15 protein-coding genes are annotated in these 15148 nt (G+C 61.8%); 10 read left to right on the top strand and 5 right to left on the bottom strand.

Annotation, left to right across the window (positions count from 1 at the left end; translation table 11 throughout):
• Positions 1-17 precede the first annotated feature (17 nt).
• The gene (gene uvrB / locus RH858_RS06380; RefSeq protein ID WP_310561367.1) at positions 18-2114 is read left to right on the top strand and encodes an excinuclease ABC subunit UvrB; all 2097 of its coding nucleotides are present in this window, start codon (positions 18-20) and stop codon (positions 2112-2114) included.
• Positions 2115-2144: 30 nt separating this feature from the next.
• On the opposite strand, the gene RH858_RS06375 is transcribed toward uvrB, so the two are convergent.
• Positions 2145-3236: an SPFH domain-containing protein gene (locus RH858_RS06375; protein ID WP_259536481.1), complete on the bottom strand. Its 1092-nt coding sequence runs from the start codon at positions 3234-3236 to the stop codon at positions 2145-2147.
• Between the two features lie 177 nt (positions 3237-3413).
• A complete protein-coding gene (locus RH858_RS06370; protein ID WP_259536537.1) occupies positions 3414-4610 on the bottom strand; it encodes a hypothetical protein in 1197 nt (398 codons plus the stop codon).
• 131 nt (positions 4611-4741) lie between these two features.
• On the opposite strand from RH858_RS06370, the gene RH858_RS06365 reads away from it, so the two are divergent.
• Complete coding sequence (locus RH858_RS06365; RefSeq protein WP_310561366.1) at positions 4742-4933, top strand: hypothetical protein; 192 nt, start codon at positions 4742-4744, stop codon at positions 4931-4933.
• Between the two features lie 19 nt (positions 4934-4952).
• Positions 4953-5549: a 2'-5' RNA ligase family protein gene (locus tag RH858_RS06360; RefSeq protein WP_259534438.1), complete on the top strand. Its 597-nt coding sequence runs from the start codon at positions 4953-4955 to the stop codon at positions 5547-5549.
• A gap of 51 nt (positions 5550-5600) precedes the next feature.
• Here RH858_RS06360 and RH858_RS06355 read toward each other — a convergent pair whose 3' ends face one another.
• Both RH858_RS06355 and RH858_RS06350 read right to left on the bottom strand, forming a co-directional pair.
• Positions 5601-6344 carry a DNA polymerase sliding clamp gene (locus RH858_RS06355; RefSeq protein WP_259534439.1) on the bottom strand — a complete coding sequence of 248 codons (744 nt, stop codon included), beginning with the start codon at positions 6342-6344 and terminating at the stop codon, positions 5601-5603.
• 127 nt (positions 6345-6471) lie between these two features.
• Positions 6472-7044: a CDP-2,3-bis-(O-geranylgeranyl)-sn-glycerol synthase gene (locus tag RH858_RS06350; RefSeq protein WP_259534440.1), complete on the bottom strand. Its 573-nt coding sequence runs from the start codon at positions 7042-7044 to the stop codon at positions 6472-6474.
• Positions 7045-7755: 711 nt separating this feature from the next.
• Here RH858_RS06350 and RH858_RS06345 point away from each other — a divergent pair.
• The 6 genes from RH858_RS06345 (at position 7756) to RH858_RS06320 (ending at position 12244) form a co-directional block, all read left to right on the top strand.
• Positions 7756-8397 (top strand): GTP-binding protein, encoded by a 642-nt coding sequence (locus RH858_RS06345; protein ID WP_259534441.1) that lies wholly within the window; start codon positions 7756-7758, stop codon positions 8395-8397.
• A gap of 122 nt (positions 8398-8519) precedes the next feature.
• Complete coding sequence (locus tag RH858_RS06340; RefSeq protein ID WP_259536482.1) at positions 8520-8843, top strand: DUF2073 domain-containing protein; 324 nt, start codon at positions 8520-8522, stop codon at positions 8841-8843.
• 9 nt (positions 8844-8852) lie between these two features.
• Positions 8853-9515, top strand: a complete 663-nt coding sequence (locus RH858_RS06335; RefSeq protein ID WP_259534442.1) for a Zn-ribbon domain-containing protein — start codon at positions 8853-8855, stop codon at positions 9513-9515.
• Between the two features lie 213 nt (positions 9516-9728).
• Positions 9729-10907, top strand: coding sequence for an aspartate kinase (locus RH858_RS06330; protein WP_310561365.1), 1179 nt, complete (start codon positions 9729-9731; stop codon positions 10905-10907).
• A 72-nt stretch (positions 10908-10979) separates the two neighbouring features.
• On the top strand, positions 10980-11627 hold the full coding sequence (locus RH858_RS06325; RefSeq protein WP_259534444.1) for an HAD family hydrolase: 648 nt from the start codon (positions 10980-10982) through the stop codon (positions 11625-11627).
• Between the two features lie 179 nt (positions 11628-11806).
• Positions 11807-12244: a hypothetical protein gene (locus tag RH858_RS06320; RefSeq protein ID WP_259534445.1), complete on the top strand. Its 438-nt coding sequence runs from the start codon at positions 11807-11809 to the stop codon at positions 12242-12244.
• 19 nt (positions 12245-12263) lie between these two features.
• Here RH858_RS06320 and RH858_RS06315 read toward each other — a convergent pair whose 3' ends face one another.
• A complete protein-coding gene (locus RH858_RS06315) occupies positions 12264-13103 on the bottom strand; it encodes a proline dehydrogenase family protein (protein WP_259534446.1) in 840 nt (279 codons plus the stop codon).
• A gap of 177 nt (positions 13104-13280) precedes the next feature.
• Here RH858_RS06315 and RH858_RS06310 point away from each other — a divergent pair, with 177 nt between their 5' ends.
• Complete coding sequence (locus RH858_RS06310) at positions 13281-15137, top strand: methyl-accepting chemotaxis protein (protein WP_259534447.1); 1857 nt, start codon at positions 13281-13283, stop codon at positions 15135-15137.
• Positions 15138-15148 lie beyond the last annotated feature (11 nt).

Genomic DNA, 15148 nt, shown 5'->3' with positions numbered 1-15148 from the left:
GGACCCGTTGATCGACCGTGAGCGACGCAGACACCCCACTGTCACCCGACCGGCCCGAAGTCGACCGACCGTTCCGTGTCGACGCCCCCTTCGATCCCGCCGGCGACCAGCCCGACGCGATCGAGAAACTGGTCGAGGGGTACCGAGAGGGGGCCGAAAAACAGACCCTCCTGGGCGTCACCGGCTCCGGGAAGACCAACACTGTCTCGTGGGTTGTCGAGGAACTGGAGCGTCCGACGCTGGTGCTGGCACACAACAAGACGCTCGCCGCCCAGCTGTACGAGGAGTTCAAGAACCTCTTTCCGGACAACGCCGTCGAGTACTTCGTCTCCTACTACACCTACTACCAGCCGGAGGCGTACGTCGAGCAGACCGACACTTACATCGACAAGGAGATGTCGATCAACGAGGAGATCGATCGGCTGCGTCACTCGGCGACGCGGTCGCTTTTGACCCGCGAGGACGTGATCGTCGTGGCGTCGGTGTCGGCGATCTACGGGCTGGGTGACCCGGCGAACTACCGCGAGATGGCTCTGGAGATCGAAGTGGGGGAGGAGATCGGGAGAGACGAACTGCTCGCGGCGCTGGTGGATCGAAACTACGAGCGCAACGACGTCGACTTCCAGCAGGGCACCTTCCGGGTGCGGGGCGACACCGTCGAGGTGTTCCCGATGTACGGCCGATATCCGCTCCGGATCGAACTGTGGGGCGACGAGATCGACCGGATCTCGAAGATCGATCCGCTGGAGGGGACCGTCGAGTCCCGGGAGCCCGCGACGTTGATCCACCCCGCCGAGCACTACTCGATCCCCGAAGAGCGGTTGAACCGGGCCATCGAAGAAATCGAGGAGTTGCGGGAACGCCGGGTCCGGTACTTCGAACGCCAGGGAAACCTCGTGGCCGCCCAGCGGATCGACGAGCGCACGACGTTCGACCTGGAAATGCTCCGGGAGACCGGCTACTGTTCGGGGATCGAGAACTACTCCGTCCATCTGTCGGACCGGGAGTCCGGGGAACCACCGTACACGCTTTTGGACTACTTTCCGGACGACTTCCTCACCGTCGTCGACGAGTCACACCAGACGCTCCCGCAGATTCGGGGACAGTTCGAGGGTGACAAGTCACGCAAGGAGTCGCTCGTGGAGAACGGCTTCCGGCTGCCCACTGCGTTCGACAACCGGCCACTCACCTTCGAGGAGTTCGAGGAGAAGACCAGAAAAACCCTGTACGTCTCCGCGACGCCGGGCGAGTACGAACGCGAACAGTCCGCACAGGTCGTCGAACAGATCGTCCGGCCGACGTATCTGGTCGACCCGGCGATCGAAATCCAGGACGCCACCGGACAGGTCGAAGACCTCATGGGACGGATCGACGACCGGATCGGCCGGGGCGAACGGACCCTGGTGACGACGCTGACCAAGCGCATGGCCGAGGACCTCACGGAGTACCTGGAGGAGGCCGGCGTCGACGTGGCGTACATGCACGACGAGACGGACACGCTGGAGCGACACGAGATCGTTCGCGACCTCCGGATGGGGAACATCGACGTGCTCGTCGGGATCAACCTACTCCGGGAGGGGCTCGACATCCCGGAGGTGTCGCTGGTGGCGATCCTCGACGCCGACCAGGAGGGGTTCCTCCGGTCGGAGACCACGCTCGTCCAGACGATGGGACGTGCCGCCCGAAACGTCAACGGCGAGGTCGTGTTGTACGCCGACGAGACCACCGACGCAATGGAGTCGGCGATCGAGGAAACGAGGCGGCGTCGACGGATCCAGCGCGAATACAACGAGGAACGCGGCCACGAGCCGACGACGATCGAGAAGCCGGTCGGCGAAACCAACCTGCCGGGGTCCGAAACCGACACGAGTGGGCTGGCGGGCGACGACGTCGACGACGCCGAGGAGGCCGCCCGCCGGATCGAACTCCTCGAGGATCGGATGCAGGAGGCCGCAAACAACCTCGAGTTCGAACTGGCGGCGGACATCCGCGACCGGATTGCGGAACTCCGACGAGAATTCGACGTGGATGGTGAGGACGATCGCGACCGTGGCGTGCCGCCGGAGGTCGTCCCGACCGGTGACGTCCCGACCGAGGACGTCGAACCCGAGTAAAAAATCGTCTGTCGTTTCGGTTCGGCGAACTCAGGACCGATCGACTTCCGGAATGATCTCTTCGTCGTCGACGGGCGCCTCGCCCTCGGCAGTCGGGACGTCACCGCTCGTCCCCTCGATCTCCAGGGACTCCAGTTCCTCGAGTGCGGACTCGATGTCGTCGAGCCCGAGCATCTCTTCTGTCTCCTCGTCGAACTCGAGAGCGTCGAGCGCCTGCATCTCCTGGACGTCTGCACCCGAAAGTTGTTTGCCGTACCGACCGACGAGACTGGTCAGCTCCTGGGGCAACACGAACGTGGTCGACTCCCCTTCCCCGATCGCTTCGAGGGTTTCCATGCCGCGTTCGATGATTGCGCGTTCGCCCATCGCTTCCGCGGATCGGGCACGAAGCACCGTCGAGATCGCATCCCCCTGCGCTTCCAGGATCTGGCTCTGCTTTTCACCCTGCGCCCGGATGATGTTCGAGCGTTTGTCCCCCTCGGCGCGTTCGATCGCCGACCGGCGTTCCCCCTGGGCTTCGAGGATCATCGCCCGGCGACGGCGCTCGGCGGAGGTCTGTTCCTCCATCGCCCGCTGGACCTCGCGAGTGGGGTTGACCTCGCGAACCTCGACCGATTCGACGCGGATCCCCCACTCGTCGGTCGGTTCGTCCAGTTCGGTCCGGATCTTCGCGTTGATGGTCTCCCGGCGCGAGAGCGTGTCGTCCAGTTCCATGTCCCCGATGACCGCACGGAGGGTCGTCTGTGCGAGATTGGAGACTGCACGTTTGTAGTCGTCGACCTCCAGGAACGCCTTTTTGGCGTCCATCACCTTGATGTAGACGACCGCGTCGGCCGTCACCGGCGAGTTGTCCCGTGTGATCGCCTCCTGTGTGGGGACGTCGAGCGTCTGAGTCCGCATGTCGAACGGGTACGTCCGGGAGACGAACGGCGGGATGACGTGGAGCCCCGGTTCGAGCACGCGGCGGTACTCCCCGAAAATGGTGAGCGGCCGCCGTTCGTACGCCTCGACCACTTCGAAGGCGCTCATCAGCGTGATCGCCGCGAACAGGACGAACAGGATCCCCACCCCGACGAGGAGGTCACCCAGGAGGAGGGCGTATCCGAGCGCGAGGACGCCGATGAACGCCACGGCGCGCTTGAGGCTGTCGGGAGCGCCCGTGGCACTCATCCGCCCAAGCTTGCGAAGGAAACTCATACATGATCATCGAGTCCCGCACTCTTGGGCGTTTCCCCGGCGAGACCGTCGTTCTCCGGTGCGGAACCAGCGCTCCCCGATCAGCTCCAGTGTCTTCCCCGATCAGGGCCGGTTCTGGTCGTTCTGCTCGTCCTCGTCCGGTAGCTTGAGGACGTTCTCTCGACCGAGACGGAAGCTCTCGAGTTTCCCGTCCTCGCGAAGCGAGCCGACGACCTGGCTCGTCCGGGCGTCGGTCCAGTCCATTTCCCGGACAACCTCCTGCTGTTTCATCCGGCCGCCGTGCTCCCGAACGAGTTTCAACACTCGCTCCTCGGGGCTCAACAGTTCCTCGGCCGGCGGTGTGGGTTCGGCGTCGTCCTCGTTGCCGTCCTCCGATCCGGCGGCAACCCCGGTGGTCGAGTCTTCGCCGGTGGTGGCGGTGGCTCCCGGGTCGTCCGCTCCGGCGTCGCCGACCCCACTGCGACGGCGGAGATAGACGAACGCCACGGCGACGATCGCGATTGCAAATATTCCGGCGATGACCGCACTCGAGATCGGCGTTTCCGCGGGATCAGTAGGATCCGTTGGCTCCCCGGGTTCGGTCGGTTCCGTCGGATCTGTCGGCTCTGCCGGTGTCGGGACGATCGTCACTCTCGGTTCGTCACTCGAGAAATCGAACGGGCCGTCCCAGGTCGCGCTCGTCGACGACGACCTCGTCGGGTCGGGCCTCACCTCCGAGGCCTCGTAACCGTCCGGCCACGCGAGGACGAACCGGCTGTCCCCGTCGAGGAACAGTCCGGAGATCGCATCACCTGCCAGGATCGTGTCCTCCTCGACGGCGGCGAATCCACCCCAGGTAAACGAATACACCACTACCCCATACTCCCGAGCGAGCGTCTGTCTGTACGTTTCCACGGTGACGTCCGAAACCGACATCTCTCGACCGGTTGACTCCTCGGCGGTGGCGACGGTCGACTCCATCCGGTCGCGGAACCGGTCGACGTACGGCGTCTCGTTTTCCTCGATTTCCGTTTCCAGTTCCTCGAAGGCCGTCTGGCTCTCCTCATCGGCCAGGAGGAAGCGGTACTCAACGGTCCAGACCGCGTCCCCGTTCTCGTCGACGTCAGCCTCGAGGAGGATGTCGTCGGCGTCTGCGTCGTCCGTCTGGAAGAACGGGTCCTCGAAGGTGGCCGGATCGGTATCGCCGAATGTGGCAGTTCCCGAACCTGCGATCCCCGGACCGGCAAACAGGATCGCTGCCCCCACGAGTGCGACGCTCACTGCGAGAACGAACACCAGCGACCGGTTCCGCCAGTCCATGCCTACCGGTGATTGTGACCCCCGAGGAGAAAGTCGTTATCATCTGCGACAACTTCCCGGTCGTTGATCGGTGTTCATTGTGGTTGTGAATCCGACACAGTCTTTTTGTCCCCGACGAAACGAGAGTTCGTATGGATCTCCGCAGCGCAATCGAAGTCGAAACCCTCCTGAAAATCGTGCTGGGGCTGGTCGTCATGTGGCTCGTACTCGAGGTGCTGGGCGCGGTACTCCGGATCACCACGGCGTTTTTCCGGCTTTTGACCCCAGTTATCGGTCTGGTGATCGTCATACTCATTGTGTTGTGGTTGCTCGACCGGATCTGATAATAGATGGACACGTTCGATGTTCAGCCTCAACGTCCCGTTACCTCCCGCCGTCGATCGCCTCGTCGACCATCTGCGTCCGGAACTGACGCGATTCGATCGGATACGGGAACGGCGTACCCTCGTCTGCAAGCGGCTCGGCGTCGACGTTCTCTCCGATCCACACCGTCCTCCTGAAAAGGACGCCGCGCTCTCGGAGCTCCGATCGGAACTCCGGCCGCTCGTTCGCGGAACCGATCCGTTTCGGGTGGAGATAACGGGTATCGACGCCTTCGAAAAGCCGACAGCGGGTCCGGGACCGGTCGTGTACCTCGCCGTCGAAAGCGAACCACTGGTTCGTCTCCACTGGCGGCTCGTTCGGGCGTTCGGTGCGATCGAAGGGATCGAAGGCGAAGCGTACGTCCCTCACGTGACGCTTGCACGCGGGCTGGAAAATCGGTCGAACGAGTTCGGGAACCGAACGAACGAGTTCGGTCGACAGAGCGGTCCGGGGCTCAAACGGGAACTCGATCGGTTGCGGTCGGCCGCCGGCGAGATCGACGTGGAGTGGCAGGTCGACGAACTGGAGTTGTGGGATCCGGAGTTTCGGGAATCTGCGGGCAAAATTCGACTGTAAAGGTTCTGAGCGAGAAACTCCGGAGTTAGTCTCGGGAGTCAGTCTCGGGAGTCAGTCGCTCTGGATCCGGGGCGCAAGCATGTAGGTCACCTGACCGAGCCCCTCCGAGAACTCGTAGTGGAGTTTGACCGGGAACTCCTCGCCGAGTTCGACGACGACTTCCGCGTCGCCCGGGATCGCCTTGTTCATGTCCTTGAGATAATCCAGCGAGAACAGCGAGTCAGCGGGACCGACAGTGAGATCGATGAGGTCCTCGGTGGTGAGTTCGAAGTCGACGTCGTCGGTATCCCCCTCCGCCTCGATGTAAAAGGCCTCGGTGTTGTCGTCGACCCGCAGCCGGATGTGGTCACTGACCATGTCGGAGGCTTTGATCCCGCGATCGAGCTGTGCTCCTTCCAGGACGATTTCCGCCGGCAGATCCAGGTCGGGGATGTCGGGCTCCTGCCGGATCGCGTCCGGGTCGATGAGCGCGAGCGTGTACGAGAGGCCATCCATCTGGATGTGGAGCTTGCGGGTCTCCTCGTCGAGTTCGAGGTGAACCAGATCGTCGCTGTCGGCCATGCTCGCGATGTCCTCGAGACGATTGAGGTTGACGCCGATGACGCCCCCGTCAGCCTCGTAGGACTCGAAGGCCGCTGCCTCGAGAGTGAGATCGACCATCCCCACGTTCGCGGGATCGACCGCCCGGATGGAGAGTTCGTCCTCGTTCAACCGGATCTTGCACTCGTCGACCAGCACGCTCACCGAGTCGAGCGCGTCCCGGAGCGTGGACGCGCTCACGATGGCCTTGAACATATGAGGAGTGATACGGCACCTCGCATTAAAAACCACCCGTTTCCTGGCTGTTTCGAACGGATCCACAGCCGGTACGAGCCGGATCCGCCGACCTTGCAGTAGTTGGCGAACAAGCGATTTACCAAATTTACCACGGCTCGTCTTTCAGTCCGAGGCGGTACGCGAAAACGTTGGTCCCGACGTGAAGCACCGGGGTGATGACAAGCACTGCCAGAACGATCGCGACGGAGAACGTGTCGAAAAACCAGTCGCTCGCGAACACCGCCGAAAGGACGAGTCCACCGACGACAAAGTCCAACTGATCGAGTCCCGGGAAGGCGGCCCCCCGTTCGCGTCCGGTACGACGTTTGAGGAACGAAGCGCCGATGTCTCCGACCATCGCCCCCAGCGCCAGGCCGAACGCCGCTGCGATCGGAAAGCTCGGAAGGTCCACACCGACCGCGACGCCGATCGGTTCGACGACGAGGTTCAAAACCATTGCAAGGAGAACACCCGCGATCGTCCCGGCTGCGGTGCCACGCCAGGTTTTTCCGTCACCGAGGACGCGTTTCCCGTTCCACGTCGCACCCCCGTCGATCGGTCGCCCGCCACCGGCGACGACCGCGACGTTGTTCGGAATATATGCTGGTAACATTACCCAAAAAGCGGTGACAACGACGGAAAATGTAGAAGCTATCACGAGCACGACGGATCCAGCCATATCGGAAGGACGAAAGCGGAGGTAAAAGGGCCGACGGTTCCAGGCTCCGCGTTCGCGAATCTAGAATCGGTTTCTCGATCGTGCCGATCCTCGCCTTCTCCAACAGTTGGAGTATTCATCCAACAATCGGACCCCCCCACCCCTTCGTTTCAGGTGGAACCGGAAACACGTGGGTAGGGGGGCAGAACTATCTATTATAAACAAGTAGTTTTAACACTTTGTAGCTAAAACAATATCCGCAAACTATTCTCTTACTATTTTTCATCTGGTTAATTGTTGTTAAGTAAGAACGATGGATAGCTACAAGGAGCTCTCCTGAATGTTTCTCGTGTTCACTCTATCGCTCTTTTCGGGTTCCACCTGAAACGAAGGGGTGGGGGGCGGAGGGAAGGAGTGAGGGCCGAAGGAAAGGAGTGAGGGCCGAAGGAAAGGAGTGAGGGCCGAAGGAAAGGAGTGGGGGCCGAAGGGAAGGAGCGGGGGCCGAAGGGAAGGGGCGAGGGAGGCGGAAAGCAATGGAGAAACAAAAGCTAGAGGGGACGAACGCAACGAAAGATCATGGAACGTTAGCTCGCCCGTTTTCGCGATCGAGTCAGTCAGTAAACAACGTGTGATTCCGGATATGTGTCTGACGCAGATTTAAGTGCGCACGGGGACGTGAATGCGGTATACGGTCGCGTATCGACCGAAACGGAGGACTTCAGGAGGCCACGGATGGGACTGATAACGAACCTGAAAGACAGCATTTCACGGGCCGCGGACCGACTGTTCTCGGCATCCGAGCCCAAACGAATCGGCATTTACGGTCCGCCTAACGCAGGCAAGACGACCCTCGCCAACCGGATCGCTCGCGACTGGACGGGGGATGCAGTCGGACCGGAGAGTCACATTCCACACGAAACGAGGCGTGCACGCCGCAAGGAAGGTGTCGAGATCGAACGGAACGGCCGAACGGTGACGATCGACATCGTCGACACGCCCGGGGTGACCACGAAGGTCGACTACAAGGAGTTCCTCGACCACGACATGGAGAAAGACGACGCCGTCCGACGCTCCAGGGAGGCGACCGAGGGGGTGGCGGAGGCGATGCACTGGCTTCGAGAAGACGTCGACGGTGTCATATACGTTCTCGACTCGACGGAGGACCCCTTCACCCAGGTGAACACCATGCTGGTCGGGATCATCGAGTCCCAGGACCTGCCGGTGCTCATCCTGGCGAACAAGACGGACCTCGAGGAGTCGCAGATACAGCGCGTCGCCAACGCGTTCCCGCAACACGAGACGATACCGCTGTCGGCGCTGGAGGGAAGCAACATGGACGAAGTGTACGACAAGATCGCGGAGAAGTTCGGGTGATACAGATGCCCGAAGCAACACCTACCGACCTGGAGCCCGTTCCCGGGGAACCGGACGGGACCAACGGAACCGACGGTGGCAACGGTAACGGCGTCAGGATCGACCTGATAAGCGGCGCCCGAATGGAGGGATTAACCGGGATGGAGAAGATCCGGCTCATCCTTGACGGCGTCCGGGACGGGAACATCGTCATCCTCGAGGAGGGGCTGTCACCCGACGAGGAGTCGAAACTCATCGAGGTGACGATGACCGAGATCAGCCCGGACGACTTCAGCGGGATCGAAATCGAGACGTATCCTCGGGCGGAAACCGCCAACCAGTCGATCCTCGATCGCATTATGGGTCGAGAATCGACGAAGAAACTCACGGTGATCGGGCCGGCGAATCAGATCGAGACGCTCCACAAAGACGAGAACCTGATCAGCGCACTCGTCTCTCGGAAGTGAACGCCGGACATGCCTCATCAGTGTACCTCCTGCGGTCGGGTTTTCTCTGACGGCTCGAAAGAGATGCTTTCGGGTTGCCCGGACTGTGGAGGGAACAAGTTCCAGTTCCGGCCGTCGAGTGCGGTCGAAAAGCAGCGGAAATCCGCCTCGGAGATGAAAAAGCGAAAGCGGTCGACTTCCGATACGGGGTCCTCGTCAAGAACCGCGGGAAGGTCGGATAATCCGACGGTCGAACGGAAGGAATCGACCACAGAACAGCAGGACGAACCCCGAAACGAGGGGGAAGTAGTGTCTTCCACGGACCTGGGCGATTCCCCGGAAAACCGCGCGCAGGCGGACGCTCGATCCGGCGTCGTTTCAGAGGAGGAACTTTCGGCTCTGGCGGAATCCACGAGTGGGGACACGGAGTCGTCTCCCGACGAGGGAACCGGGCGAGCTTCCGACAGGGAAGTCGAGGGGGAACGCGTCCCCGAGAACGTCGACCGTCCGGACCTCTCCCAGCTCCGCGAGGAGCTCAACAGTCAGTTCGAGAGCATCAAGATCGTCAGCCAGGGGCAGTACGAACTCAACCTGATGGAACTCTACGACCGGCAGGAGTACATCATCTCCCTGCAGGAGGACGGCCGATACGTCATCGAGATGCCGGACGCGTGGGGACCGGACGACGAGTGAATCTCGTGGACTGCGATGTGTTCGGCTGGCAACCGTTGATGAAGTGGACACAGTTATCCGCGTTCCCCTGCTACCGGGGCGCATGAGCACGTTTCACCTTCGTGATCGAGGGCTCCCGGTAGTGGCATCCGGGGGCGTGTCCGAAGGACCAGGCGGATCGAACGGGTCGGCGTCTGCAGAGGCCTCTTCCATGCGAACTCGGGGTGAGTGTTGATGCGGGTGGTTGCGAAGTTCGGCGGAACTAGCCTGGGCAGCGGCGACCGGATCAACCGGGCTGCCGATTCGATCGCCAACGCGGTGCGGGAAGGCCACGAGATCGCAGTCGTCGCGAGCGCGATGGGATCCACCACCGACGATCTCCTCGAGGAGATCACCTTCGAGACCGAGGATTCCGACAGGGCGGAGATCGTCTCTATGGGCGAACGCACCAGCGTCCGGATGCTCAAGGCGGCGCTCGTCGCCCGAGGGATCGATGCAGTGTTCGTCGAACCGGGCAGCGACCTGTGGCCGATCGTCACGAACGAACACGGGGAGGTCGACGTCGAGGTGACCAAACGTGGAGTCGAGGCGCTCGCGGCCGAACTCGGGAACGTGGTCCCGGTCGTCACCGGATTCCTCGCGGAAACACCGGACGGCCGCGTCACGACGCTCGGGCGGGGTGGCAGCGACACCACGGCAGTCATGCTCGGCAGATACATGAACGCCGACGAGGTCGTCATCGTCACTGACGTCGAGGGCGTCATGACGGGCGATCCCCACGTGGTCGAGGGCGCGCGAAACGTCGGGCAGATCACCGTCGACGAGCTCCGAAACCTCTCGTTCCGGGGCGCGGAAGTCATCGCCCCGAGCGCGCTCGCGTACAAAACGGACGACCTCGACGTTCGAGTCGTTCACTATCAGCACGGGGATCTGCTCACGGGCGGGACCCGCATCGAAGGCGCGTTCGAGAATCTGATCGACATGCGGGAGGAGCCGCTCGCGTGTATCACCGTTGCCGGCCGATCGATCCGAAACCGACCGGGGATCCTGGCGGACCTCTCGCAGGCGCTCAGACAAGAGGAGATCAACATCGACGCGGTCGCAAGCGGGATGGATTCGGTCACGTTCTACGTCGACGTCGAACGGGCGGAGGAGGCGGAGGCACTCCTCCACGAGGAAGTCGTCCACGACGATCTGCTCTCCTCGGTGACCGTCGAGGACGACATCGTCGTCATCCGGGTAACCGGCGGAGAACTCCCGAACCAGCCAGGAGTAATAAGCGAGATCGTGGCCCCGATCGCGGAGGCGGGGATCAACCTCCACGACGTCATTACCAGCGCCACCTCGGTCGCGCTGTTCGTCGCGTGGGATGACCGCGAGCAGACCCTGGAAATCGTCCAGCAGGAGTTTTGAATCGCCTGTCTGAAACGGGAATGAACCGGTGAACAGAGAAGGTATTTTGAAGCACCCTCTCTGAGGAAATGTATGAGCTACGACGCGGTCGTCTTCGACAACGACGGTGTACTCACGGAACTCACTCCACACGACGTGCTCCAGGACGCGGTTCGGGCTACGTTCCGAGAGTTCGACGTCGACCCGTCACCGGACGCAGTCGAAGCCCTAGTCAGGGAAGAAATCGATCCGATTTACCAGGTTTGTAAGGAATACGATCTCGACGCCGAACAGCTCTGGGCTCGACGGGAAGCAAACGCCACTAGTGCTCAAAAGGAGGCGATCGACGCGGGGATAAAGGGACTATTCGACGACGTCGACACACTCCGGGAGTTCGACGCGACCAGGGGGGTGGTATCGAACAACCAGCACGCGACCGTCGAGTACATCGTCGACGCATTCGACCTCCAGAACCTCTTTTCAGTCACGATCGGACGGGAACCGACTCTCGAGGGGTTCCTGAACCGGAAACCGAACCCCTACTACCTCGAGCGTGCAGCTTCGCGGATCGAGGCGAATTCGGTCCTGTACGTCGGCGACAGCAACGTCGACGTGGCCGCTGCTCGGCGTGCGGGGATGGACGTGGCATTTCTCCGCAGAGACCACCGGAACGGCTACGAACTCCAGTTTGAACCTACCTACGAGATCGAATCGCTTGCGGAGCTCCCGGCGCTCGTCTAGCCGAACGCGTACATCGCGAGGATGATCACGACGAGAAACGCCGACACTCCGACTGTACCCAAAACGACCTTTGTTGCCGTGCTCATACCTACGGCTCCGACGGCCGCCTTCTTAAATTCACCTCGTTCGAGCGGATCTACCAGTCACCCTTAAAAGGGAACCGACCGAAACAGTGTGGTATGCGAGTACGTGACGCGGTCGAAGCTGACGCCGACGCGATGGCAACGTTGGCGGATCGGCCGGTGGAAGTGATGCGGAATCTCGTTCACGATAGAACTGTCCGCGTCGCCGTAGACGGATCGGAAGAAAGCGTCCCGCAGGAAGGGACACCCACCGAAACCGAGTCGGAGTTCTCGGGGATACGCGGGATAGTGTCGTTCGATGCGCGTCAGAAAACGGTTCACATCACCCAGCTTGCCGGCGATGGCGAGGCAGTCGAGCGGCTCCTGGAGGAGCCGATCAGGTTCGCCCGCAGGGAGGGGATGGACGTCGAGGCGATCGTCGCTGCCGCCGACGAACAGGGCAAAGCTGCAGTGGAAACAAAGGGGTTCAGCCGGGCGGGTGACGGGCCACGGTTCGACGGGAAACCGACGGTTCGGTACCGGCTGGAACAGTGACTCGGGGGGTTCGGTTTCCTCACTGACCGAGCACTGCTCGCACCGCAAACAGGGCGTTTTCCTTGCGTTCCCGCAGCCGGCGATAGAAGTAGGAGAACCACTTGTTCCCGTAGGGGGCGTACTGCCAGACTTCGTACCCCTGGGAGGCGAGATCTCGCTGTGCGTCCTCGCGGACCCCCATCAGCATCTGGACTTCGAACTCCGTGCCGTGTTCGTCGTGGAGCCGCTTTGCATACGAGATCATCTCCGGATCGTGGCTTCCGATGCCGACGCCGCGCTCGCGGTTCTCGAAGCAGTAGCGGATCAGTTCCTTGTACGCTTCGTTCACTCGCTGTTTCCCCTTATAAGATATTTCGGGATCCTCGTTGTATGCACCTTTCACCAGCCGAAGACGACCGGGTCGGTCGATCAACCGTTCCATGTCGTCCATTGTCCGCTCGAGGTTCGCCTGGACGCACAGCCCCACGCCCCACGGATGGATGTCCATCGCTTCGTCGAACGCGTCCAGAGTCGCATCCGTGGTGGTTGCATCCTCCATATCACACCACACGAAGACGTCGTGTTCAGCTCCTGCCTCGACGATCCGGTGGAGGTTCTTTGCAAACACGTCGTCGCCGAGGTCGAGCCCGAGTTGAGACGGCTTCACGGAGACACACGCGTCCATCTCGGTTCCTGCGATGTCTTCGACTAGACTGAGGTAGGTGCGCGTGTCCTCCTCGACGGGCTTGTGATCGTCGTAGTGTTCTCCCAAGAGATTCAGGATGACTCCGACGCCGTCTTCGTTCATCTGCCGGGTGTGTTCGAACGCTGCGGCCGGCGTTTCTCCGGCGACGAATCGACCGGCGATGGGTGGCAGCATGACCCAACCTACCCCGGCCCGCATAAAGAGCGTACCGCTGTCTTCTCACAGTTCGAAAAAACGGCTCACTCTGTTACCATGATACACGGTAACTTGTATACATAAGGGGGAGAGGTTAATTTCAGTCCCGATAATTTGAACCGCGGGTATATAACAGGGTTTCAGAAATCTCCGGATATGGGAGAGAGGCGTCGCCACTCGAACCTGGGCTCGGACCTGGACACAGATCGAGGGGCGCAAACAGAAGGGGAAGTTCGGAATGAGGGGCCAATCAAGGGGACCTATCGACGTTTACTCAGACAAATTTTGCGTGCAGTCGGGGTCAACGATTCGACACGATACAAGATCCTCGCGGCTGTCGCGATCCAGTACGGGTTGTTTCTCCTCATGGCGGGACTGTTTTTCGTGGATCTCGGTGAGTATCTCCTCCCGCTGATCGCCGTGTTCGTACTCGGGGGGACCGTCGCATTTTTCAATACGATCATGCTGACCGAGTGGGACTACGTCGGTCCGATCACGGAACTCGACGAGGAGGCCAGCAAGATCGCCGACGGAGATCTCGATCTTCGGAAGATCGAGGCGGAAACGGACGACGACATTGCCAGCCTGGCGGATTCGTTTGCGGAGATGCAGGCGTATCTCGAGACGGTTGTCGACCAGGCGAACGCGATCGCCCGACAGGAGTTCGACGATCCGGTGCTCGACCAGGAGATTCCGGGGGAGCTCGGCGATGCGCTCGAGACGATGCAGGCCGACATCCAGCAGTTTACCGAGGAGGCACAACGGGCCCGAAGGGAAGCCGAGGAGCTCGCCACGAGTCTCGAACGACAGGCCGAACAGTTCGGCGAGACGATGGAGCTGGCCGCGGAGGGCGATCTCACCCAGCGACTCGACGAGGACATCGACAACGAGGCGCTCCGGTCGATTGCGGAGTCGTTCAACGAGATGCTCGGCGAGATCGAGCGGACGATCCTGGAGATGCAGGAGGTGGGTGACGAGGTCGCCGCCGCGAGCGAACAGGTCGCGTCCGGCTCGGAGGAGATAAAGCGGGCGAGCGAGCAGGTCGCCCGGTCGGTCGAGGAGATTTCCGATGGGGCGGACAGACAGACCGACCAGCTCGGCCAGGCCGCCGACGAGATGACAGACCTGTCGGCGACGGTCGAGGAGATTGCCTCCTCGTCGGACGAGGTTGCCGAGATGGCCCACCGCGCCGCCAGCCACGGCAAGGAGGGAAGCGAGCTCGCCGGCGAGTCGGCAGCGAGCATGCGGGACATCGAGAGCAAGACCACCGAAACGGTCGAGGAGATCGAGGGCCTCGACTCTCGTATCGACGAAATCGACGAGATCGTCGAAGTCATAAACGACATCGCGGAACAGACCAACCTGCTGGCGCTCAACGCCTCGATCGAGGCGGCCCGCGTCGGCGACGCCGGTTCCGGGTTCGGAGTCGTCGCAGACGAAATAAAGAGCCTCGCGGAGGAGACCCACGACGCAACCGAAGAGATCGAGGATCTCATCGACGAAATACAGGGGACGAGCCGCGAAGCCACCGAGGACATCCGCGAAATGAACGAACTCGTCGACGACGGAACGACCACGATCGAGGAGGGGTTGAACGCCCTCGAGGAAATCGTCGACGTCGTCGAGGAGGTCAATGCCGGTATCCAGACGATAAACGACACGACCGACCAGCAGGCGGAGTCGGCCCAGGAAGTCGTCGCCATGGTCGACGACGTTTCCGAGGTGAGCCGCAAGGCGGCCGAGGAGGCCCAGAACGTCTCTGCGAGCGCGGAGGAGCAGACGGCGTCCGTCTCCGAGATCTCGACGAGCGCCCAGCAACTGTCGGACCAGGCGGATCAGCTCCGTGCGACGCTGGAGACGTTCGAAGTCCGCGAGGAACCGAGGGCGAAGCAATCGAGCGAGAACGCTGGGACGTTCGAGTGGGACGCGACAGATCGACCGACTGATTCGGGGACGAACCGATCGGGAGACACGTCCGTCGCCACCGACGGGAACGGCTTCAACTGGAATTAGTTCGCCGAATA

Source organism: Halalkaliarchaeum sp. AArc-GB, from assembly GCF_031432225.1.
Classification (GTDB): Archaea; Halobacteriota; Halobacteria; order Halobacteriales; family Haloferacaceae; genus Halalkaliarchaeum.
This window is presented reverse-complemented; position numbering and strand designations above follow the sequence as displayed.